This is a genomic window from Megasphaera sp. UBA4233 (assembly GCF_002395615.1).
Classification (GTDB): domain Bacteria; phylum Bacillota; class Negativicutes; order Veillonellales; family Megasphaeraceae; genus Megasphaera; species Megasphaera hexanoica.
Genome location: NZ_DGXL01000015.1, coordinates 14,747 through 35,729, shown reverse-complemented (window position 1 = coordinate 35,729; position 20,983 = coordinate 14,747). Strand labels below are relative to the sequence as shown.

General features: G+C 45.1%; 34 protein-coding genes and 1 tRNA gene. 28 read left to right on the top strand and 7 right to left on the bottom strand.

Translation table 11 applies throughout. The features are described 5' to 3' along the window. Window positions 1-54: 54 nt before the first annotated feature. Window positions 55-131, top strand: a tRNA-Arg gene (locus B2U90_RS04435). On the opposite strand, the gene B2U90_RS04430 is transcribed toward B2U90_RS04435, so the two are convergent. The 6 genes from B2U90_RS04430 to B2U90_RS04405 form a co-directional block, all read right to left on the bottom strand. Then, entirely contained in the window at window positions 118-1,635 is a 1,518-nt protein-coding gene (locus tag B2U90_RS04430) for a recombinase family protein (protein ID WP_292017221.1), read from the bottom strand. The two genes, B2U90_RS04435 and B2U90_RS04430, sit on opposite strands and share 14 nt — an antisense overlap. A 174-nt stretch (window positions 1,636-1,809) precedes the next feature. Further along, on the bottom strand, window positions 1,810-2,040 hold the full coding sequence (locus tag B2U90_RS04425; protein WP_292017220.1) for a type II toxin-antitoxin system MqsA family antitoxin: 231 nt from the start codon (window positions 2,038-2,040) through the stop codon (window positions 1,810-1,812). Then, window positions 2,040-2,360 (bottom strand): DUF4258 domain-containing protein, encoded by a 321-nt coding sequence (locus tag B2U90_RS04420; protein WP_292017219.1) that lies wholly within the window; start codon window positions 2,358-2,360, stop codon window positions 2,040-2,042. Before B2U90_RS04420 ends, B2U90_RS04425 begins: the two co-directional genes overlap by 1 nt. Window positions 2,361-2,395: 35 nt before the next feature. Continuing rightward, entirely contained in the window at window positions 2,396-2,611 is a 216-nt protein-coding gene (locus tag B2U90_RS04415) for a nuclease (RefSeq protein ID WP_292017218.1), read from the bottom strand. A 167-nt stretch (window positions 2,612-2,778) separates the two neighbouring features. Continuing rightward, window positions 2,779-3,339 carry a hypothetical protein gene (locus B2U90_RS04410; protein WP_292017217.1) on the bottom strand — a complete coding sequence of 187 codons (561 nt, stop codon included), beginning with the start codon at window positions 3,337-3,339 and terminating at the stop codon, window positions 2,779-2,781. A 69-nt stretch (window positions 3,340-3,408) separates the two neighbouring features. Then, window positions 3,409-3,786 (bottom strand): helix-turn-helix domain-containing protein, encoded by a 378-nt coding sequence (locus B2U90_RS04405; protein ID WP_292017216.1) that lies wholly within the window; start codon window positions 3,784-3,786, stop codon window positions 3,409-3,411. Window positions 3,787-3,970: 184 nt separating this feature from the next. Here B2U90_RS04405 and B2U90_RS04400 point away from each other — a divergent pair, with 184 nt between their 5' ends. The 3 genes from B2U90_RS04400 to B2U90_RS04390 all read left to right on the top strand — a co-directional run bounded on the left by B2U90_RS04400 (window position 3,971) and on the right by B2U90_RS04390 (window position 4,926). Further along, window positions 3,971-4,186, top strand: coding sequence for a helix-turn-helix transcriptional regulator (locus B2U90_RS04400; protein WP_113856250.1), 216 nt, complete (start codon window positions 3,971-3,973; stop codon window positions 4,184-4,186). 69 nt (window positions 4,187-4,255) lie between these two features. Beyond that, window positions 4,256-4,582, top strand: a complete 327-nt coding sequence (locus tag B2U90_RS04395) for a hypothetical protein (RefSeq protein WP_292017215.1) — start codon at window positions 4,256-4,258, stop codon at window positions 4,580-4,582. A gap of 110 nt (window positions 4,583-4,692) precedes the next feature. Continuing rightward, entirely contained in the window at window positions 4,693-4,926 is a 234-nt protein-coding gene (locus B2U90_RS04390; RefSeq protein ID WP_292017214.1) for a hypothetical protein, read from the top strand. Here the strand turns inward: B2U90_RS04390 and B2U90_RS04385 are convergent. Then, the gene (locus B2U90_RS04385; RefSeq protein WP_292017213.1) at window positions 4,904-5,272 is read right to left on the bottom strand and encodes a DUF2513 domain-containing protein; all 369 of its coding nucleotides are present in this window, start codon (window positions 5,270-5,272) and stop codon (window positions 4,904-4,906) included. The two genes, B2U90_RS04390 and B2U90_RS04385, sit on opposite strands and share 23 nt — an antisense overlap. Window positions 5,273-5,347: 75 nt before the next feature. On the opposite strand from B2U90_RS04385, the gene B2U90_RS04380 reads away from it, so the two are divergent. The 24 genes from B2U90_RS04380 (at window position 5,348) to B2U90_RS04265 (ending at window position 20,979) form a co-directional block, all read left to right on the top strand. After that, window positions 5,348-5,593 (top strand): hypothetical protein, encoded by a 246-nt coding sequence (locus tag B2U90_RS04380; protein ID WP_292017212.1) that lies wholly within the window; start codon window positions 5,348-5,350, stop codon window positions 5,591-5,593. Window positions 5,594-5,761: 168 nt separating this feature from the next. After that, the gene (locus tag B2U90_RS04375; RefSeq protein WP_292017211.1) at window positions 5,762-6,142 is read left to right on the top strand and encodes a hypothetical protein; all 381 of its coding nucleotides are present in this window, start codon (window positions 5,762-5,764) and stop codon (window positions 6,140-6,142) included. Window positions 6,143-6,349: 207 nt separating this feature from the next. Then, on the top strand, window positions 6,350-6,559 hold the full coding sequence (locus B2U90_RS04370; protein WP_292017210.1) for a hypothetical protein: 210 nt from the start codon (window positions 6,350-6,352) through the stop codon (window positions 6,557-6,559). A 152-nt stretch (window positions 6,560-6,711) separates the two neighbouring features. Continuing rightward, entirely contained in the window at window positions 6,712-6,879 is a 168-nt protein-coding gene (locus tag B2U90_RS04365; protein WP_292017209.1) for a hypothetical protein, read from the top strand. Beyond that, window positions 6,876-7,013, top strand: a complete 138-nt coding sequence (locus tag B2U90_RS04360) for a hypothetical protein (RefSeq protein WP_292017208.1) — start codon at window positions 6,876-6,878, stop codon at window positions 7,011-7,013. The genes B2U90_RS04365 and B2U90_RS04360 overlap by 4 nt, the downstream gene beginning before the upstream one ends. An 11-nt stretch (window positions 7,014-7,024) precedes the next feature. Next, window positions 7,025-7,459, top strand: a complete 435-nt coding sequence (locus tag B2U90_RS04355) for a hypothetical protein (protein WP_292017207.1) — start codon at window positions 7,025-7,027, stop codon at window positions 7,457-7,459. A gap of 129 nt (window positions 7,460-7,588) precedes the next feature. Continuing rightward, window positions 7,589-7,963 carry a hypothetical protein gene (locus tag B2U90_RS04350; RefSeq protein ID WP_292017206.1) on the top strand — a complete coding sequence of 125 codons (375 nt, stop codon included), beginning with the start codon at window positions 7,589-7,591 and terminating at the stop codon, window positions 7,961-7,963. Window positions 7,964-7,975: 12 nt separating this feature from the next. After that, window positions 7,976-9,760, top strand: a complete 1,785-nt coding sequence (locus tag B2U90_RS04345) for a PcfJ domain-containing protein (RefSeq protein ID WP_292017205.1) — start codon at window positions 7,976-7,978, stop codon at window positions 9,758-9,760. A gap of 3 nt (window positions 9,761-9,763) precedes the next feature. Beyond that, complete coding sequence (locus tag B2U90_RS04340; RefSeq protein WP_292017204.1) at window positions 9,764-10,648, top strand: DUF3102 domain-containing protein; 885 nt, start codon at window positions 9,764-9,766, stop codon at window positions 10,646-10,648. Then, window positions 10,649-10,843 (top strand): hypothetical protein, encoded by a 195-nt coding sequence (locus B2U90_RS04335; protein ID WP_292017203.1) that lies wholly within the window; start codon window positions 10,649-10,651, stop codon window positions 10,841-10,843. 146 nt (window positions 10,844-10,989) lie between these two features. After that, entirely contained in the window at window positions 10,990-11,829 is an 840-nt protein-coding gene (locus tag B2U90_RS04330) for a rolling circle replication-associated protein (protein WP_292017202.1), read from the top strand. After that, window positions 11,777-12,196 carry a hypothetical protein gene (locus tag B2U90_RS04325; RefSeq protein ID WP_292017201.1) on the top strand — a complete coding sequence of 140 codons (420 nt, stop codon included), beginning with the start codon at window positions 11,777-11,779 and terminating at the stop codon, window positions 12,194-12,196. The genes B2U90_RS04330 and B2U90_RS04325 overlap by 53 nt, the downstream gene beginning before the upstream one ends. 12 nt (window positions 12,197-12,208) lie before the next feature. Beyond that, the gene (locus B2U90_RS04320) at window positions 12,209-12,712 is read left to right on the top strand and encodes a hypothetical protein (protein ID WP_292017200.1); all 504 of its coding nucleotides are present in this window, start codon (window positions 12,209-12,211) and stop codon (window positions 12,710-12,712) included. After that, window positions 12,709-12,933, top strand: a complete 225-nt coding sequence (locus B2U90_RS04315) for a DUF551 domain-containing protein (RefSeq protein ID WP_292017199.1) — start codon at window positions 12,709-12,711, stop codon at window positions 12,931-12,933. Before B2U90_RS04320 ends, B2U90_RS04315 begins: the two co-directional genes overlap by 4 nt. Next, window positions 12,930-13,568 (top strand): hypothetical protein, encoded by a 639-nt coding sequence (locus B2U90_RS04310; RefSeq protein ID WP_292017198.1) that lies wholly within the window; start codon window positions 12,930-12,932, stop codon window positions 13,566-13,568. Before B2U90_RS04315 ends, B2U90_RS04310 begins: the two co-directional genes overlap by 4 nt. Next, complete coding sequence (locus B2U90_RS04305; protein ID WP_292017197.1) at window positions 13,565-14,170, top strand: hypothetical protein; 606 nt, start codon at window positions 13,565-13,567, stop codon at window positions 14,168-14,170. The genes B2U90_RS04310 and B2U90_RS04305 overlap by 4 nt, the downstream gene beginning before the upstream one ends. Before the next feature lie 13 nt (window positions 14,171-14,183). After that, entirely contained in the window at window positions 14,184-14,369 is a 186-nt protein-coding gene (locus B2U90_RS04300; protein WP_292017196.1) for a hypothetical protein, read from the top strand. Further along, window positions 14,366-14,809, top strand: coding sequence for a hypothetical protein (locus B2U90_RS04295; RefSeq protein WP_292017195.1), 444 nt, complete (start codon window positions 14,366-14,368; stop codon window positions 14,807-14,809). The genes B2U90_RS04300 and B2U90_RS04295 overlap by 4 nt, the downstream gene beginning before the upstream one ends. Window positions 14,810-15,326: 517 nt before the next feature. Then, window positions 15,327-15,845, top strand: coding sequence for a hypothetical protein (locus tag B2U90_RS04290; protein WP_027895462.1), 519 nt, complete (start codon window positions 15,327-15,329; stop codon window positions 15,843-15,845). Beyond that, window positions 15,842-17,752 carry a phage terminase large subunit family protein gene (locus B2U90_RS04285; protein ID WP_292017194.1) on the top strand — a complete coding sequence of 637 codons (1,911 nt, stop codon included), beginning with the start codon at window positions 15,842-15,844 and terminating at the stop codon, window positions 17,750-17,752. The genes B2U90_RS04290 and B2U90_RS04285 overlap by 4 nt, the downstream gene beginning before the upstream one ends. An 8-nt stretch (window positions 17,753-17,760) precedes the next feature. Then, on the top strand, window positions 17,761-17,979 hold the full coding sequence (locus B2U90_RS04280) for a DUF6148 family protein (protein ID WP_014016048.1): 219 nt from the start codon (window positions 17,761-17,763) through the stop codon (window positions 17,977-17,979). 12 nt (window positions 17,980-17,991) lie between these two features. Continuing rightward, on the top strand, window positions 17,992-19,584 hold the full coding sequence (locus B2U90_RS04275; protein WP_292017193.1) for a phage portal protein: 1,593 nt from the start codon (window positions 17,992-17,994) through the stop codon (window positions 19,582-19,584). Continuing rightward, window positions 19,574-20,644, top strand: a complete 1,071-nt coding sequence (locus tag B2U90_RS04270) for a head maturation protease, ClpP-related (protein ID WP_292017192.1) — start codon at window positions 19,574-19,576, stop codon at window positions 20,642-20,644. The genes B2U90_RS04275 and B2U90_RS04270 overlap by 11 nt, the downstream gene beginning before the upstream one ends. Next, window positions 20,644-20,979, top strand: a complete 336-nt coding sequence (locus B2U90_RS04265; RefSeq protein ID WP_014016051.1) for a hypothetical protein — start codon at window positions 20,644-20,646, stop codon at window positions 20,977-20,979. Before B2U90_RS04270 ends, B2U90_RS04265 begins: the two co-directional genes overlap by 1 nt. Window positions 20,980-20,983: the final 4 nt, after the last annotated feature.

The window sequence follows — 20,983 nt, the reverse complement described above, 5'->3', positions numbered from 1 at the left end:
CCTGCCAAAACACAGAGGGAGAGGAATCTGCAGGAGACCGATATCCCTCTACATGACTCGGTAGCTCAGCTGGATAGAGTGACTGACTACGAATCAGTAGGTCTAGGGTTCGAATCCCTACCGGGTCACCAAACAATCTTCACTCGAACCCCGCAGCATTTTGACTGCGGGGTTTTCGAGTATATTGGGAACTGCAGTGTAGTTATAATATATGTCTACACGCTTTCCAGTCACTACGACACGACGGATGAAGTCATCGAAGGTATCGAGGCTATATCCGTCTTTTTTATTTGCCCGTTCTGTCAGTTGGTTCAGATAATAGATGACCGCTTCTTCTGTAATGGGAATGATGTGAGTCTCTAATTTAAGCCCGTCAAGTTGAGTGTTTAGCTCTGTGAGCTGCTTTTCATAGGCCTCAATATTGTTTGTTATGGTTTGGGAGATAAGGCCGTTTTCAACGGCTTTTACGCTGTTTTTCAGTCGTTTTTCAATTTCTTTGATTTGAGATTCCAGGCGCAGTTGTTCCGCCGGTTTGTGTTCCAGTTCGGCCTTTTGGATGGCCATACACTGGTCTGCAATGCATTTTACGGCATCTTTGTTTTTGAGTATGCTGATAGTGGTATCAAGGACTAATTTTTCCAGCTTGTCACGGCTTATGTTTTTGGCATCACAGGTAATCTGGGACCGCGCAGCTTTTTCTGATTTGTTGTTTTTCGACGAACATTGGTAATAGTAGTATGTTGTGCCTGTATGACTCTTGCCACAATATCCGGTCATGGGAAGTCCGCATGTGCCACAGTAGATTTTCCCTGTCAGGGCATACTGGGGCGACACGCGGCGGGCGGTATTGCTTTTTCGTTTGCGAGATTCAAATAAATTATGCATAGCTGTATATTGATCCTGTGTGATGAGTGCCGGGGCATAATCTGGATAGGATGTACCGGCCCAGGTAAATGTCCCCGTGTAGATCTGATTCTTGAGGATGCGGTTCAGGCTGTTGCGCGTGAAGTTGCATCCCCGTTGGGTTTTGATACCCAGGCTATTTAATTTGCTCAAAATATCTGTCGTTTTCACCCCGGATAAGCACTTATTATAGATTTCGGAAACCAGATGGCCTGTTGCGGGACTGATGGCCAGTTTATTTTCCGATGTGAGTTCATAGCCAAAGGGAACAATGCCACCAATCCACTTGCCTTCCAGGAGATTTTCTGTCATTCCCCGTTTAACTTTTTGGGATAATTCGGCACTGTAATATTCGGCCATGCCTTCAATAACGGATTCCAGAAGGATTCCGCTGGGATCGTCTTTGATATTTTCCTTGGCCGACAATACTTTGACTCCATTTTTCTTCAGTCGGTGTTTATATATGGCCGAATCGTAGCGGCTGCGGGAAAATCTATCGAGCTGATAAACGATTACATAGTCAAATAGATGTTTGGCGCTGTCTTTGACCATTTGCAGGAATGACGGACGCTGATCCGTGCGGGCAGACATGGCCCGGTCGATATAGGTATTGATAATATTGATTTCATTAGACTCTGCAAAGGCCCGGCATTCACGGATTTGGCCATCAATGGATTCTTCCCGCTGTTTGTCACTGCTGAAGCGGGCGTAAATAACTGCATTTTTTGTCATAATATAATCAGTCCTTCTTTCTAAAACAAGGCTGATTGTGGTATAATGAATACGTAAATCAGCCCAAGCAAACACAAGATTTACACTTGCCATGCAGTACGCCAATGCTGCTGGCATTCCCGTTTTCTGCTTCAACAGGAAACGGGATTTTTTTTTATTTAGGTATTTAGTGGATTATGCAGCCGGGTGATAGTTGACGATAGCGATTTCCGTCATAGAGTTGCGGACGGAATCGGCAATTTTATAGAGTTGCTGCATGACTTCTGTCGAGTAATATGTTTCCCCACACTGGGTGCAAACCTGAGAGGGAACGTTGCGGATAATTACAATACAGGAATCGAGGTCAATCGTAAAGGTGGTCAAAGAATCTTGTAAATCACCTTTGCAAAATGTGCAGTTTGTCATTAGGTATCCCTCCGTTTCGTAAATGTTTCGTCCCATTTATTAAAATCTGGTTGATATGCGGTAATAATGGTCAATATATCGCCAGTTACAATACTGCAGACGATGTGCAGTTTTCTATTTTGTAACGTACATCCCAAAACAAGACAACTGGGAAAAGGATAATCTGAAGGATAATCTTCAATAATCGTTCCATTGGACAACGCCTGTAATACTTCATTTGGAGATATGCGCCGGTTAATTAATCGCTTGGCGACATGCTCTGTCCACTTTATTTTGTCAGATGCAATTGCATCCTTAATTTTTTGTATATTTATGGGCATTCTTTTCACCTTCTAAAAACTACACCAATCAGATTTTATGGGTTACATACGCCACAGGGGACATAGCCCTCTGCGATGGCTTCATCGCGTGATTCAATGGTTACGAAGTTTTCCGGATGTTTGATAGTGCGGCAGTTGGTGTAATGGAATTTCATTGACCGCGGATTGCCCAGGTATTCAGCAGCAAAGGCGGTACTGAATGAAGAAACCATGCAGATCATGGCAAGAGCCAGAGATATTTTCTTCATCATAAGCATTCATCCTTTCTTTTGCTTATCTGTTGATAGTTACCCGAATTTCGCAAGATAAATTATTTATGACGGTATTTTATAAGTGCCGATACGGTATGGCTAATACCGTCGGCGCGCCCCGTGTTCTGAGAGTATCAGGATACGGGGCTTTTTTATTTTGGCAGAAACTATTTATTTACCCAATTATGGACTTTTTCTACAGAAGCTTTTGCATCTGTTGCGGATGGAGCGCCAGAATAACTGCTTACGAAATCATCGTAGGTTCCATTGGGATTATTTTGCAGAAATTTAGTGTAAAGCATGTATATCTTATAATCATTTTCACTGGGCTTATTATTCCAGTCTTTATCAACACGAATGTTCTTTGTTACTTTTCCGTTTACGGTTTGCATGCTTCCATATGAGTATGGAACTCCAGCTACATCTGTATCAGAAAAATTAACGAATACATTCTTAGCGCCAGTAGTGGATTGAGCTGTCGTAAACAGCGCATTGCCAACTTTTTCCAACTGCGCTTCCGATACTGGAGCATCTTTGATAACAGCTAAGTAAGCAACTTTGTTAGATTTTTTATCTGTTGTGATTGCCTGATATTCAGGCATCGCTACGTCGCTTTGCGTCGTCTTAGGCTGTGGTGATGATTTTCCGGTGTCGGATCCACATCCCGCAACTGAAATCGTTGCGATGACTGCACACAATAGAGCAGCTGCCAGTTTTGATTTTTTCATAAGAATCAACTCCTTTTTTTCATACATCTGTTTTTTTACCGTCATAGGGTAACTGGGATTCTGCTACCATCAAGTTATCTTTTTCGGGCTTTTTTTTGTAGATTCTGAGGCCAATTTAAACTTGATAAAATCACATACTGATGATTGAGCTTCTGGTGATAGCATACGGAATTCAATTATTAGTTTTTTTTCTTGTTCAGTATATTCTGAAATGAGGGATGGAGAGGTAACTAAAGAAATTGGAACAATATTACCTTTTGAAAGTTCATCTACGCTGATGCCAAAATAACTGCAAATTTTAATGATATTACTAATACTTGCATTATCGACTCCACGTTTAAGGATGCTAGTCATAGTGGAATAAGGAATATTAATTGTAATACAAAAGTCTCTTAAACTTTTATGCTTTGATAAAATTAATGATTTTAATTTATCTTCTATAGTCACAATTATCACTCCACCTTAAATTGAACAACCTATTTCTAAACATATCATAGCATTAGAATACCGAAAAATCAATATAAATTAACGAATATTCGTAAATACATATTGACATTAACGAAAATTCGAATATAATATAATTAAAGTTAACGAATTTTCGTTAATATAGGCGATATAAGGAGGTGAAAAAATGTATTATCCGAATTTAGAAGCAGAATTAAAAAGAAAAAATATCAGACGAATAGATTTAGCTAAAGCATTGGGATTAGCATTGTCTACAATATCTGATAAGTTGACAGGCAAAAGCGACATTAGCCTTGCATTAGCAAAAAAAATAAAGGATTTTTTAGGGGTGGATACTCCTTTAGAAGTTTTGTTTGCTACCGAAGGCAATAAAGTTGCCTAAAGCAGGAAGTACTAGAGAGTAGGGAAAACATGGAAGGAATTATTTTGAAGTGATTAAAGAGGTGAGGGCATGGACATGGTGAATGAAAAAGAGCCTCGCATGAACGAGGCTCAAAAAGAACTTCTGAGGCAATATCAAGAGTACTGTAAGGGAACGCTTAGCCAGGAAGAGAAGAAAAGATTTGAAAAAATATACCGACTGCTATACATACAAGGATTTCAGAAAGAAAATAGTTGCCTTTTATACATCTTATGGTGTTGTCTTTTTGCACTGCTCATAGATGCCGGATATAAGGCCGTAATTGGTGGAGATTGGATAGCACCATTAGCAGGTTTAAGCGGAACGATCTTTTTTGGATTCATATTATTTTTTATTGCCAGTATTACTCCTGATTAAGTATTTGTTGGCAATGATTTTGATTAAAGGGGGGAATCCTCAAGCATTGTATTCGCCTCCTGTTGATATGAGTATAACACGGAGGGAAAGAAAACGGAAAGGAGATAAATATGAAGCCAGATAAGGGAAAAGAGACGTGTAAAGGCATGGCTCAAAATCAAACTAAAAGATATGCAGCAGAAAAAAGATTACAGCTTCTGTTAAATAAAAAATTTGAAATGCTGGAAAAGTTACACCCGTTTCTTTTAGGAGAACCACAAGAAACAGTAACTAGATACGAGAAAGTTTTTGATGAAATAGATGGTGTTATTCAGCAAGAAATCAAATACCTAGATGGCTTTTGATGATAGATACAGCAATAGATTTAACAATGTCCAGGGTAACACTACCACCAACCGATTCGATTTTATTCAATGTACTTTGCCAAATGGATGGATTTCGAATGGCATCTAAATAATCGTATCCAGATGATGTGAGTCTGTAAATCCAATAATCACTGATAGGGCCACGATAAATAGGTTCTGACGTTTCAATGAAGCCATCGTCAATTAATAGTTCAATGTGAAGTGAAATAAGTGGTGGATAGTCACATAAATCGGAAAAGCTGTTAATAGTGATTTTGCTTTTAGTTGAGTCTAACTCTTCGATACGAAGCAACATCTTCCTAAGCAGATCTAAATCACGTTTCATGATTTTCATCATCTCCCTTGTTTTAATTATAGCATGAAGCAACAGGAGTGAATGAGATACAAAAAGGAGATAAATATGAAGCCAGATAAGGAAAAAGAGCCCATAACGATAGAAGGACTCTTTGAAGAAGTAAATGAATTGAAAATATTGATTACGTACGTTATTGGATGCCAAGCGGCCATAGAATCGATATTACAAGCCAATGGAATAACATCGCATAAAAAGATCAATGCACTGGCTATCGGTTCGCTAAAAAAACAGCAGGAATTTATGCAACAGGCTTTGTGCAAGTTAAAAGAAATTTCTGCCCCCAAGATGTAGGTTTAAAGAAACCAGAATCCATAAGAAGGAGGTGACAAAATGACCGATGAAGAACTTGCTCGACACTGGGAAGATGCGCAGGCCAGACAACGGGAACAAAAAGCCAAAGAACGGGAATAGAAGAAAAAGGAAATGAAGTTGTTTTTTACTTTGAAAGGCGGTGCGGTAATGGAAGCAACGAATAAATGGACATACGCATTGGGGGATGAAGAAAACTATAACGGCATCTTCTTTGATAGTAAAGAGGACGCCTTGGATGAAGCTATGCAAGAAGCCAAACTGGAAGATGTTTCGACAGTATGGGTTGGACAAGTAGAACAATTCCAGCCGGTATTCGCTATCACAGACGAATTATTCTATCAGTTGCAGGAACAGGCATACGAAGAAGCCGATGACTATAGCATCGGATGGCTGGATAATGTCACGAAAGATGACCAAGACGAACTGGATGAAGCTATTAAAACATGCTTTATCGACTGGCTGAACGCACATCCGGAATATAAGCCGAATTTTTTTACGGTCACGGATGCAGAATGCATCGAGGTATAGAAGGAGCGATGAAATGTATACGTTGTCAGACTTTATTAAAGAATTTGGGAATCCCAAGCGGATTATTACACGCCGGAAGCGAAATGCGAACGGTGTATATACTGTCAGATGGCCAAAAGCCATGATGCACTATTACACATCTCATCACTGGGATGGAAAAACGGTACAACTTCAAAATGGAATCATCGTCAAAAAGGGGGACTTCTTATGACAACAGATATACCGGCTTGGGTAAACAGCAACTACGAACTGTATCAGATCCAGATGCGCCGGCAGCAAATGCTGGATGACCGCATCAGAGAAACATACGCCGAAGATTATGGCGAACCGTTAACGGCGGGAGAAATCATCAAGGCAGGGCTGGGAGCAGCCGCGTTTCTCGGATCATTTGGTATGGCCGTCATCATTATGTCGTAGAAATAGAAAAGGCTCTGTGCTGGAACACAGAGCCAATGTCCTGCCAGGAGCTATTTTACCGGCAGGCCTATAAAATTGTTGATTCATTATAACACGATATGAATTTGCATTGCAAGATAGATATAGATGTAGAAATCAAAGGAGAAATTGGAATGTATACGACAACATTGGCAGAAAAAATAGTGGAATTTTATCGCAATCCGGAAAATATGAGGAAATTCCGGGAATGGCAGAAAAAGAGGCGTGAAGAAGAACAACGGGAAGCGGCAAATACGAAACTGGTTGCGGATGATGTGCCGGCAGCAGGAGGAGCGTTATGAGAGAGGTCATGAACACTATCCGGCAATCTATTGGAATTTTCCTGGGGATGCAGTTATTATTGGTGTTCATCCTGGAAAAAGTAGGAATGAAATTGGCCATCAGATTATGCCGGGGACTTCGTTCGTTGATATAGGAGGATATTTGATGCTTGCTTTATATTTATCTCATCCATATGGGGGCAAAGAATCGAACGCCATGGATGCGGACAGGATTGCAATGGAACTGCAGTCAAAATTTCCACAGATTGCTGTATTTTCACCCATCCACGCTGTACGCAATGATTATGAAACTACTCCTTATCCTATCGGGCTGATGTACACATTAGAACTGCTATGCCGATGCGATATTATTTATTTTTCTGGTGATTGGATGAATAGTTTAGGCTGCACGACAGAATATCTGCAAAGTAAGGCCATGGGAATTGAACAGGTCACAAGCGTTGCAGAATTAGAACAGCGGTTGGAGCACATGGAATCTGGAAAAAATAGGAACAACAGGAACCGGCACCCGATTAACCTATTGTATGTAAGGAAGCTGATTGATCATGCAAAAGATTTGCTCTGGCAAGAAAAGCAATAACGGAATCAAACATATCGGATTACGGCTGGCGTGTATGGGAGTACTGACATTTGCCTTCTGGTATGGACTTATTTCATTGACGATTTGGGTAATACAAAAATTATTTTGATACGAAAAGGGCTGATTTACATGGATATGAATCAAATCATAGAACGTTGGCAAAATGAATATGATAACAGCACGGATACCTGTATCCGGATGATAGGGCAGACGGCTATCTATTACATGAAGGAGCATCCAGAAGAAGCTGGAAAAATAACAGATGACCTTACATTGAAAGGATGCATGGATTTCATGCGGGAACGGGCCAGGAAAAACCAGAAAAATAGTGTCGGGGTGGCCACGATGGAAGACCTGTATGACTATTTCCATTTTGGTGGTAGAATCGTGCAGCCATTATTATCGGCACAGGATGTCGAACGGTGCATGCCTGGCCAGACCGTACATCCGGAAACACATCATGAACCGAAACGGGTAACACTTGATATTGATGACCTGTTGTAGGAGGTGGATGAAATGAAAGCATATGAAATCACGCCTTCAGAACTGGAAAACGAATTTTACTCATTTCAATGTTCAAAGAAAGAATTACATTGGATCCTCACTCATACGATGGACAGTCAGTATATCTGTGTCACCCGTGGAGCTGTGGCCAAAGAAGAATATCTAAATCAACATCCGGAACTGAGAAATACCAATGGCCATGCGGTAACCAATAAGACGAGATTTGGATATTGTACGTTCTGTCATCATTCCTTCCGGATTCCAGATAACTGGACGATAGAAAAAATGGATGTATGGTATCCATTCAAACAATATAGCTGCCCATATTGCCATAAAGAGCATCAGCTGATATACGCTGGCAGGGGCATGCTGAATAAAGTGTTAGGAACCTATGTGACATTCTTTTCCCGGAGCCGGAAGAATAAAGATGTCATCCTGGCTAAAAATGTAGTAGCGTATCTGCCTATGGATCAGGGGTACCGGAATGTACGGCCGATAGCGTATGTTGTCGGGATGATGCGGATGGAAATCGGCAAAGGAACAATCTATTATTGCCGGGACGTGGACTATGCCGGCGGCAAGTTTAAAACGCCGTTTTGGTATTCCGCTGGAGACGATGGCATTGGCACATCGTGGACCCGGGTAGAACGCATAGGCCCGGGCGATGTATATAAATGGTCAGGCCGTGGATTAGTAGATTATGTAGATTGGGATAGCCTGGATGATATATGCCAGACATCTGCCTGGCGATATTGTGCGGTGAAATATTTCCGGAGTTATTATGAAGGATGGTCTGAGGGCGCAGAGTATGCATACACAGCAGTGGCATATCTGGATCTATATTCCCGGTTCCCGCAAATCGAATATATGGTTAAAGGCGGGCTGATTGGGTGCGTCCTGCGTAAGATACATGGCCAAAGCACCTATCCAGCTATCAAGTGGCAACAGTATAAATCTCCTAAACAGATGATACGGTTTGTACTGACAAAGAGGGAAAAGAAACATCTCTATGAACTACAGGAAGAACATAGTCCTATGTCAGTAAACGCATTGAATATGCTAACGGTTATGCAACAGACCGGGAAGCGATGTACGTTGGAAGAAGCCAGTATGATGCAAGGTGCTTATTCAAGCATGAAGGACAATGGCTTACTGAATGACAAGAATCTGCCATCGGCTCATCAGATCATCATGTATTGTGAAAAGCAGCTCGATAAGATGATGCGCGAACATGGGCAGATGGGACTATCTCTTAGAGCCTGCATCTGTGATTATTTGGACTATTTCAAGGAAATCAAAGAACTGGGATATGATTTGACAGACCGGCAGTATCTCCGGCCACGAGATTTATACGAAGCGCATCGGCATTCATCAGAAGCGGTCCGGCTAAAGATGAGGGCCGATATCGAAAGACGGCACCGGCAGTATGCAGAACAGCAAGTCGCGATGCTGGAAGAACGGAATAAGAAGCTTCAGTCGTACTGCTTCCATTCGGATCTGTTTTTCATCCGGCCGTTGCAGACTGTTGAAGAATTCATACGGGAAGGTGCTGTCAACCATAACTGTGTAGCAACGTATACCGATTCACATGCCAAAGGCGATACCACAATCCTGGCTGTACGGCAAAAAGCAGCGCCGGATGACGTATTTTATACGATGGAAGTACGCGACAATCAAATCATGCAGTGCCGGACAAAAAACAATAAACCAGCCCAGACTGGGACGGCTGTATATGCTTTTGTCAAACAATATGAAAAAGAGATTTTACAACCGAAACGTATAAAAAGAGGTGCATAGAGGATGACAGATATCATCAATGTAGAAAGTACGGCCATCGGTGTCCGGACAGCGGATACGATTGCCACAGAAATCAATACGATAAAAAGGCAGACACAGAAAATCATGCTGGCGTCGTCTATTGAAATCGGAAAGCGATTGACTGAAGCCAAGGACATGATTGACCATGGTGCCTGGGGGAAATGGCTGCAAGATAATGTGAATTATTCCGAACGTACAGCCCAGAACCTGATGCGGGTATATGACCAATACGGCGATAAATTCGGGATGACGGAAATGGACAGTTTATTTGCATCCGGTGCGCCCAATGTATTTGAAGAATTGTCATATACGCAGGCGCTGGCGCTTTTGTCACTGCCGACAGATGCAGAACGGGAAGAATTCGTCAAGGAAAATGATGTGGCCAGCATGTCTACACGGGAACTGCAGGAAGCAATCAAAGCCCGAAAGGAAGCGGAAGACCGGGCAATGGATGCAGAAAAACGTGCATGGGAAGCGAAAGAAAAATTAAGGCAGGCGGAAAACCGGGCATTGCAGGCGGAGAATAAAGCCCGGCATGCGGAACAATCTGATTTGTATGACGAACGACTGACAGCCGCAGAACGTGAACGGGATGTACTGCAGAAACGTGTACTGGAATTAGAAGCCAGACCAGAGATATCCAATGCAGGCCAGGAAGAAATTGAAAAGTTAAAGAAGAAAATATCTGTACTGGAAGCGGTCAGTACAGATGAAGACCGGATGAAATTTACAGCACACATGAAAATCATACAGAACGCATTCAATGCGATGCTGTCAGACATCGAAAATATTACAGACAATGAAAAACGTACGAGATATATGAGTGCGGCACAAAAAATGCTGGAAAAGTTGGGAGAGTTTTTATAAATGAACAGGAAAGAATTCGAAACATGGGTATTGAATCGGATTCGTGAGGTAGGAATCAAGGAACATGCCTTCTTAAAGGAAAATAATCATGTATATTACCGGTTCGTTTTGAAGAACGGAGAAGAACATTATTTTAAAGATTTATCCAATGACCAATTGCAGTATCTGGGATTACGAATTGAAAGTGATGAGTAAATCCAGATACTGCAGTAGGCAGTCTCAGTTATATATACATATTATATGGGAAAGTGAAATTTTTTAGGGGCGTCGGCCTCTTTGCGGGCTTGTAATGGGGATTAAGATATCGACGTTGCAAAATAATCATAGGAGGGACACCAAGTATGAGTTTTGTAAGGGAAAAGAAAACCATATGTGGAGAAAACTACATAGAGATGGATCTGTTTGAGATGGCCAACATGCATCTAAAAGGTAAGCCGGATAAACGGAAAAATGCATCGACTATGAAACAGATTGCCCAGAACAATAAAAATGCACGCAGATATTTCACCCAGCTCGTGAATACGAATTTTGGAGAAAATGATTTCTGCATCCATGCCACCTATGCCAGGGCGTGCATGCCATCGACTGTAGAAGAAGCAGAGAAAAATGTGACAAACTACATGAGACGGATTAAGGCCAGGAGAAAAAAAGAGGGACTGCCATCACCACGATATATCATTGTCACGGAATACCGGACGAAAGAGGATGGACGGCCTACAAGAATACACCATCACATTATCATGGACGGGATGCTTGACCGGGATATAGTGGCTGATTTATGGAGAGCTCCACGGAAAAAGGGAGAGCATAAGGGCCGAAAACTGGGAATGGTGAATGTGGATAAACTGCAGCCTGATGAATATGGGCTGGAGGCATTAGCAAGATATCTGACAAAAGGGCTAACGGGGAAAAAGAAATGGCATCCCAGCAAAAATTTGAAAAAGCCAGTTGTACGGAAAAATGATTACCGGTACAGCCGGAAAAAGCTGATTAGCCTGACAGGCCAGACAGACTGCCCGGACGTATGGCAAAAATTATATCCGGGATACCTGTTGACGGAAGCCAGCGCCATATTTACCACTGATGCGGGATGGCATATTACCGTAAAAATGAGGAGGGATATAACCTATGCTAAAAATCACAATTCCGGCCACTCTTCCCGGGCTGAACGAATATGTTAAAGCCAATCGTTCGAATGTCTATAAAGGAAGCAGAGTGAGCCGGGATGCCCACTATATTTGCAGACTGGGAGCCTTGCCAATCAGAGGAAAGATGCTGGCAAAGTGTATGCCTGTCTTCCGGTGGTATGAGCCAAACCGGCGTCGGGATAAAGACAATATTGCCATGGCCAAAAAGTTCATACTGGACAGCCTGCAGGAAATGAATGTGTTGGAAAATGACGGATGGACACAAATCATGGGATTCATTGATGAATTTTATATCGATGCGATGAACCCCAGAGTGGAAGTGCTGTTATTCGAGCCCGCTGATGCAGATGAATTCTTTAAGGAACTGAAGAGATGGACACTGATGCTATGGAACCGATAGGAGGGGAGTACCATGCTGATTACCGATATTAGCAAGCAGGTAGGCAAAAATGGAACAAAAATCAACATATCCTATTTAAAGGACCGGGATGGGATTGTAGATAAATACACGTTGACAAGTGTAGAATTACCAAGGACGGAAATGCTGGATATATGGAGTGCCATCAATATAGCCTTTCAGCGGGTAAATCCTGCCTATAACGATGAAGAAACATGGCTGGAATTTGATTTTCACAAATGCAATATCAAATATAGTGAAGACCGGCAGGGGAAGACTGTCATTAAAGCATACAAACTGACGGGAACAATGTTGTGGGATTATATGGGATTCTGCAATATTGTTACGGACTGGCTGGCACCTCAACAGAACATGGAATTGACGGCAGCTGTCGATAAGCTGACGGTTGAAGCGTCTCTATATGCTAAAGGAAAGCGGGCACAGATGCAGCTGTTTGATGACAAGACGATACAGGATGCAGAAGTGATAGACTGCCGGAGAGGAGTGATGAAGGAATGAGATGGGTAGATGTAAGAGATTGTATGCCGGATCCGGAAGACAGAGTGCTGGTAGCTATGCATGTACAGGCCGTGAAACCGGTGGTAGCTGTCGGGCAATTCCGCCAAGATTATTGGATCATCGACGAATGTTCCAGGCCCGTCAGGTTGAATGAAGTGCAGTACTGGGCACCGATTCCCATGATTCCGCGTGATAGGAAATCGGAAGGAAAGGGGAAATGACTATGATCGCTGCCAGCATAAAAGCGTATGAACATGAACAACATTTGTGGATCTATGAAGATGCAGGAGCCCAGTTCTCAGAAACGCTTCTTTTCATGGCTCTTCACGATGAATTTGGCTTTGGCCAAAAACGTATGGAGCGAATCGTAAAATACTGGAATGAACTGCCGGAAAAGGAAATGAATTTACGGGAATGGATACAGTGCATAGCGAAATATGGATACGACAATAAAGAAATGGACCGGCGGTATGCCGTGAAAGTCCTGCCCTTGGCATCGTCTGGGTTGATGCGGAGGAATAAGATTAACGGCAGGGAATACAAAGACCGGATTCATGACGTAATTTTAGGAGCCGTTGTGATTACCTATCATATCCTCATTCAGCATTTCCGGTTTGATGCGGACCAGTTGCAGAGATTATCCAGGCGCCTATATGGATATGCCTATGCATTACGCGATGAAGCATTGAGAATCACCATCTACGATTTTATGGCCATCATGAAAAGGGAATGTGGAATTGGCTATGATATCCTGACAGAATACGAAAAGCAGAATGGGAAAATAAAAGTCGGCCCAAAGTGGGGAATCAATATGATAACAGGAAAAGCAAGGAAGAGAGATGAGGTGATTCTATGATAGACGATAAAACAGCCCAAATGGCCATGAACACGATTATTGCGTATTGCTACGATAGAACTGATAACGGTAAGCTGGCCGATACGACCGATAAATGTGCGATGTGTGCAATCAAGAATCACTGTTTAGCTATTGAAATGTGTGCTTGTGAACCGCATGTCCTAAAACCTTTTAAAGGGATCGGGATATTTAAATGTACTGCACCTAAACCACCTAAATTTGATGTGAACCAGCTTAAAAGCAAGTATTTTAAGGATTATCTGGATAAGATTATTCAGTCGGAATCAGCAAAAGCCGGATTTCCGTCTAGATTTTCCGGTTGCTATCATATTCAGGAGGACGGAACTATTAAAATCGGCGTGGTGAACGAAAGAGAAAATCAGTTTTGGGTATTCGGTATAGCCAGGTGTCATCCGAATGATGCGTTCAACTTGGAAACAGGTTTTCGCTTGGACATACAAAGAATGGCTAAGAAGGTGAAATGCTTCGTATTATCTGATAAGAATAAGCCTGTAATGGTCTATGAAAAAGCAAAAGGGCCTATTTCGGCAGATAGCCTGGCTGTGCAAATGGCAAAGTCCATTATGGACCGGAAAGACTGAAACGAGGTATAGTATGACAGCGAAAGAATATCTGAACCGTGTCCGGCGGCAGTATTATATGGTGAAGAAAAGATTTTCGGAAAGTAGGCGAAGCGCTATGAAGGAAGCGGAATTATTCATCAAGGGAAAGCGGGCGCAGATGACGCTGGACATTGAAGCGGAAACGCCGGCACAGAAATTAAAGGGAGGGGTAGCGTGACAAGCACAGAGTATCTCAAACTGGTCTATGAGTCGGAAGAAAAAGCCAACATGCTGCTGAAAGAAATCAGTCAGATCCAACACGACTTGCTGGCATTGAATGCTATTGATTATGAAAAGCCGCGAGTTAGCGGCGGGAATGGGCGGAATGCGATGGAAGACCGGATTATCGGTTTTCTGGATAAGCGCGACAAAATGTTACGTGAGTACCTTCAGACCGTAAACCGCCCGTGGGAATTCAAGAAGCTCGTCGAATGTATGGACGATGAGCGGATGCAGGCGATAATGAAGCGGCATTATTTGTGGCACGAAACCTGGGAAAAAGCCTGCGAAGGAATCTGCTCAGATAGCTGGCTTCGGCGCAAGGAAAACGGACTGCGTGCCCAGGCGCTGGAAGAATTCGACAAAATCTTCAAAAAAAATAAAATTAGTTCAGGCTAGTTCATGGTAGTTCAGGTTGGACCTGTGGTATAGTGTATATGTGAAGCAATGGGAATGGCGTAGAGCACATGATTGTTTTCACCCCTCAAGAATAGATAGACACGCAAGGAGCAGCACCCCGTCCACATAGACGGGGTGTTGTACTACCCGGACAGCGGCCATGCGCCATGGGGCGATACACAGGATGTCCCTTGCCTGTATGCTGTGCGCAGCGGTGACACTGGATACAAAACAGAAAGGTTTTGCGAAGGTTTCTGGTCAACTTGATGAAAATAAGATTTTTGATTCGATGAGTCCGGAAATTTTTATTTCTGGATTTTTTTCGACTAGGTTCTTTGGGGTTAACAAAAGCCTTGCGAGACCGCGGCGCCCGAAAGAAAACTAGATTTTAGTAAAATTCAGCCCTTAATTTATATTTTCAAATGGTTTTATGTGAAGCGGGGTATGATTTATTTATATAGCTCATGCGTTCGCATAAACAAACCAAAATGTTAAGTCAGAGAGGAGGGAGGGCGTCATGAAAGTACGCGGGAAAGCCCGTGAAATCACGGTTACTCAGCGTTCGCTGGCCGACGCAATCGGCTTAACCCCTCCTAGAATCTCTCAGTTAATCCAGGAAGGCGTCGTCATTCGCGATGAAAAAGACAAGAGTGGCGGCGTCTTTTTGGTACAATCCATCCTCAATTACAAAGACGCCACCAAAGGAAACGGCGGCGATGAAGACATAGACTACATGACCGAAAAGGCCCGGCATGAAAAGACGAAGCGGGAAATCGCTGAATTGCGCCTGGCTAAAATGGAACACCGCGTATACAGTGCCAAAACGGTCGAATTAGTCATGACGGAAATGTTGTCTAACTTGAGGACGCAGCTGTTGGGACTGCCGACAAAGTTGGCGCCACAGCTGGAAGGGAAAACCAAAGAAGAAATTTACGCCAGATTGACGAAAGAATTGGAAGAAAAGCTATCTGAGCTGAGTGAGTATAGCCCGGATCTCTTCACCGATGAAGAAGTAGAAGAGGAGGACGAGCCATGAAGTCAGCGAAAGAATTGTGGCAATACATTTCCCGACACGGATTGAAACCGCTGCCGAAGACGTCTGTAAGCGAATGGGCTGATACGTATCGCTATTTGTCGGCTGGTGTTTCGTCAGAGCCGGGCAAATGGCGGACGGAACGGGCCGAGTATCAACGGGCCATCATGGATGCCTTCACAGAACCCGGTGTACATCGCGTCGTCGTCAAGTCGGCGGCGCAGATTGGCAAATCAGACATCATGAACAACGTCATCGGCCGCTTTGCCCACCTGGACCCGGCTTCCATCATGATGATACAGCCGACAGTAGACATGGCCCAGGATTATTCCAAATCACGCATCGCTCCCATGATCCGCGACACGCCAGTATTAAGCTCGTTGTTCTACGATGTGAAGCGGGCCGGGGATAAGACGGCCAAAACCAGGGACGGAAACAACACGATTCTGTCGAAATTCTTCCCAGGCGGCCGACTGGTCATGTGTGGAGCTAACAGCCCGGCCGGACTGGCCAGCCGTCCGATACGGATTCTGCTGGCCGACGAGGTGGACCGATTCCCCGATTCGGCTGGTACCGAAGGCGACCCGGTAGACCTGGCAGCCAAACGAATGACGACTTTCTGGAATCGGGTCATGGGGCTGTTTTCGACGCCGACAACCGAGGGAAGCAGCCGGATTGATGCGGAATACATCGCTGGAACGCAGGAAGAATGGCAACATCAATGCCCTAATTGCGGGGAATGGCATCTGCTCCGGTATCTCGACATGGAAACCGATGCAGAGACCTACAAAGATGACCGGGGCGAACGTCATGCTATCGTACATCACGTGAAATGGAGATGCCCTGCATGTGGCTATGAATTCACGGAACGGCAAATGAAGAACGCTGTTCAAGGCTATCGAGCACAGAATCCAAAGGCCAGATCGAATGGTATCCGTTCATTTTTCATCAATGCCTTCACTTCTCCCTGGACCAGCTGGAATGAAATCATGCGGGAATGGTTGGAAGCCAAAGGGGACCCGACACGCGAACAGGTTGTGGTCAACACGCGGTTTGGCGAAAGCTATCGACAGCCAGGGGCGTTCGATGATGAAACGATCTTCGTCAGGCGCCGCGAATCGTATGGAGCAGAGTTGCCCGATGGCGTACTGTTATTGACAGCTGCCGTCGATACCCAGGACAACCGACTGGAATATGAAGTATGTGGCTGGGGAGCCGGTGAAGAGTCGTGGGGTATCCGCAAGGGCGTTATTTTAGGTCGTCCAGACCAGGAATCAACATGGGAAGAATTGGACACCATCCTCGAACACGTGTACCGGTTCAAAAACGGAACCGGGCTGAAAATCGTCCGCACCTTCATCGACTCCGGCGGTCATTATACCGGCCATGTCTATCGCTATTGTGAAACGAATTTCGCTAAACAACGGTTCGCTATCAAAGGGTACAGCAACATGCCGGGCATACCGTTGAACTACAAAATCGGGAAGGCATCGGGGACGCCGATACCGTTGGTCATCCTCGGCGTCGACGACGGCAAGCAGCAGGTTATGAACCGCCTGGCCATCAAAGCCCCAGGGCCTCAATACATGCATTTCCCGTTGAATGAAAACAGCGACGGACTAGATAACCGGGGATATGACGAACTTTATTTCAAGGGACTTATATCCGAACATAAGACGAAAGTCAAGAAAAACGGCGTTATCCGGGAGGTATGGCAAACGACAACAGGTGTCCGAAACGAACCTCTGGATCTTCGTGTCTACAATCTGGGATGCATGTTGTCGGTCAATCCGCACTGGGATGAACTACAAACTATCATGAAACAGCCGGCGAAGGAAGCGGCCGTCAGAAAAGAACAACCTAAGCCCGCAAGAAAACGACGGGTCAGCAAACAGACGAACATTTGGTAGGAGGAAGCATGAGTAAACTGCAAAATGAACGACTGGCCCGGTATGTAGAAGCCGAGAAGGCCGTTTTGATGGGACAGTCGTATACTATCGGCAACCGGACTCTGACAAGGGCAGACTTATCCAGCATCCGTGTTGCCATCGACAACCTGATTGCCAGCGGGGCGACGCTGGACGACAGCGAAACACCAGGGAAAGGGCGCGGGAAACGCATTGTATTTTTCGATTAAGGAGGGCCGACCATGGCAAAACGAAATAAACGGTCACGACAAAAGGCGCGGACACCGACAATTCAGAACAGCGGTTATTCAAACGGCGGGGCTTCACATGAAAGCAATATTCTAAAAGCCTACAATCCGCGAAAATATTCCGCAAAATCAGACGTAAACGCCAATCTGTATACGTTGCGCAACCGCAGCGCCGACCAGTCCATCAATACGCCCATCGGGGCAGCGGCGATCATGACCAGTTCACTGCACACCATCGGGGCGGGGTTGCATCTGTTTCCGCGCCCCAAGTACAAGCTGTTAGGGATGACGGCTGATGAGGCCCGGGAATGGTCACGCCATGTAGCTCAGGAATTTGACCTGTGGGCCAGCTCGACACAGTGCGATCTGACGAGGCGCAATAATTTTTACGACATGCAGGACATCAACTACACGGGTTATCTCGTGGATGGCGATGCCTTTTGTCTGTTCAAGCGCCGTCCGCCGACAGCGGATATGCCATATAGTTTGCGTCTGCAACTGCTGGAAGGGAATCGGGTAAGCAATCCATATGGGCAGGATTACTATGGCATTACCGGACCGTATGCAGTAGAAATGACGGCACCAACACCAGGTAACAAAATCATATCCGGGGTAGAAATCGACCCAGATGGAGCCGTCGCCGCATATTGGGTATCGAACAAAGTACCTGGCGATCCAGTAGATATAGGGACGATTGCCACCTGGACCCGCGTCAAAGCATGGGGCGATATTTGTGGAATGCCAAACATCATACAGACCAGCAACGACCAGCGGCCGGAACAATATCGAGGAGCGCCGTATTTATCACCTGTCATTGAGACGCTGAAACAAGTCAGCCGTTATACGACGGCCGAGCTGACAGCTGCCATTGTCAAGTCCTTTTTCTCGCTGTTTTTCACAGAGTCCCAGACATCTGGCGGCACGCTGAATGACTTCATCGGCAAGACCATTGACCCCCAGGGCGGCCCCGTCATCGACCCGGACGAATACGCATTAGGGCCTGGAACCATCAATGCCCTGCCCCGTGGTGTCGATGTCAAAAGCGTCGATGCGTCGCGCAGCATGTCAACGTTCGACGCCTTCACGACGAAGCTGTTGGAAATGGTCGGCAGCGCCATCGGCCAGCCTTACGAAGTCCTGATGAAGCATTTTACGTCATCCTATTCGGCCTCCCGTGCCGCCATGCTACAGGCGTGGGAAGAATATAAGCGTCGGCGCATTTGGTTCGCCCGAGATTTTTGCCAGCCTGTTTATGAAATGTGGCTGGCCGAAGCCATTGCCATCGGACGAGTCAAAGCACCGGGATTCTTCACGGATCCATTGATTCGGAAATGTTGGTGCAACGCCGATTGGTACGGGCCGACCATGACGATACTTGACCCGATAAAAGATGTCAACGGCAGCGCCTTGCGGACGACATACGGCCTGAGCACACGAGAACGAGAAGCGGCTGAGCTGACAGGCACGGACTTGGAAGAAAACCTGGAACAGCTGGCGTATGAACAGAAGATGATTGAAAAATACGGCCTGACTATCGGAAGCCCGGAAGTGCTGGCCGACAAAGGAGAGAAAACCCATGAAGAGTAAAAGATTTTGGCGTTTCGTCAATGAAGCGGGTGACGACAATGTAGAACTGCTGCTGTATGGCGCCATCGCTTCGCAGTCATGGTACGACGATGACGTTACGCCGCGCCAGTTCAACGACGATTTGAAAGAATGTGGCGGCAAGAATCTGACAGTACGTATCAACAGTCCCGGTGGCGACGTATTCGCGGCCCAGGCCATTTATACGATGCTCAAAGGCTACAGCGGCAAGAAGACCATGCACATCGACGGGATGTGTGCCAGCGCGGCCACTATCATTGCTTGTGCTGGCGACAGCGTCGAAATGCCGCGGAATGCACTGTACATGATTCACAACCCGGCATCCTATCTCATCGGTGGTTATGATGAACAGGGCCTGGCCAAATTGCAGAAAGCACTGGCCTCGACGAAAGAAACGATTTTGAACGTCTATGCGGAACGATGCCATAAGACAACGGATGATTTGGCACAGATGATGGACGATGAAACGTGGATGACGGCCGACCAGGCCCTGGAAAACGGTTTCATCGACGCCATCGACGAAGACTATCAGGTCACGGCCAGCCTGAATGACAATATGCTGATTGTCAATAATATTTTCTGCCCGTGCCACATGAAGAACCGGGCACAGCTTGAAAAGATCATCAACAAAGGAGAAAAAAACATGGATGATAAAACCTTAGCCAGCAAACTGGCAGCCTTATTGGGGTTGAACCCGCAGAACTCGAACAAGGATGCGGATGAATCGAAGCGAATTGCTGAATTGAAGGCATTGAAAAACGGGAACGTATACACCGATGCCATGATTGACCGGGCTATCAGCGACGGTCGGACAGCAGACGATGTAGCTCCCTATATCGAAGTTGTGGCCGGCGTACAGTCGCCGAGTGACCAGGCATTGGCAAGCGTGCGTACCATGATTATGGAACAGATGCAGTCCGGATCTGAACAGGTAACGCCTGTGCCGAAAACAGGGATGCCGCAGGACCAGGCAGCCGTAAAGAAAGCTCAGGACATTGAAGATGTAGTCAATGCAGCGAATAGATTGAGAGGTGCAAAATAATGGCAATCAGAGAAGTCATCGACATTAAACACGACCAGCTTATCGGCGGGCCGGAAATTCCGATTTTGCTCAAGAACGTCACCTTAACGGCTGGGACAGCCATGAAACGCGGTACGTTGATGACCGTTACCGGGACAGCTGCTGTGGCTACGGCTAAAGCCGCTGTTGCCAATGCTATTTTGAGTTGCGACGTAGATGATAAAGCCACCGTTGCGACGGTCTATGTTTCCGGCCGATTCCATCGCGAATACCTCATTGCCGCCAGCGAAGATACGGTTGACGCCCATGAAGAAGAATTGCGAAATGCCGGTATTTTCTTGACATCTGTACACTAGGAGG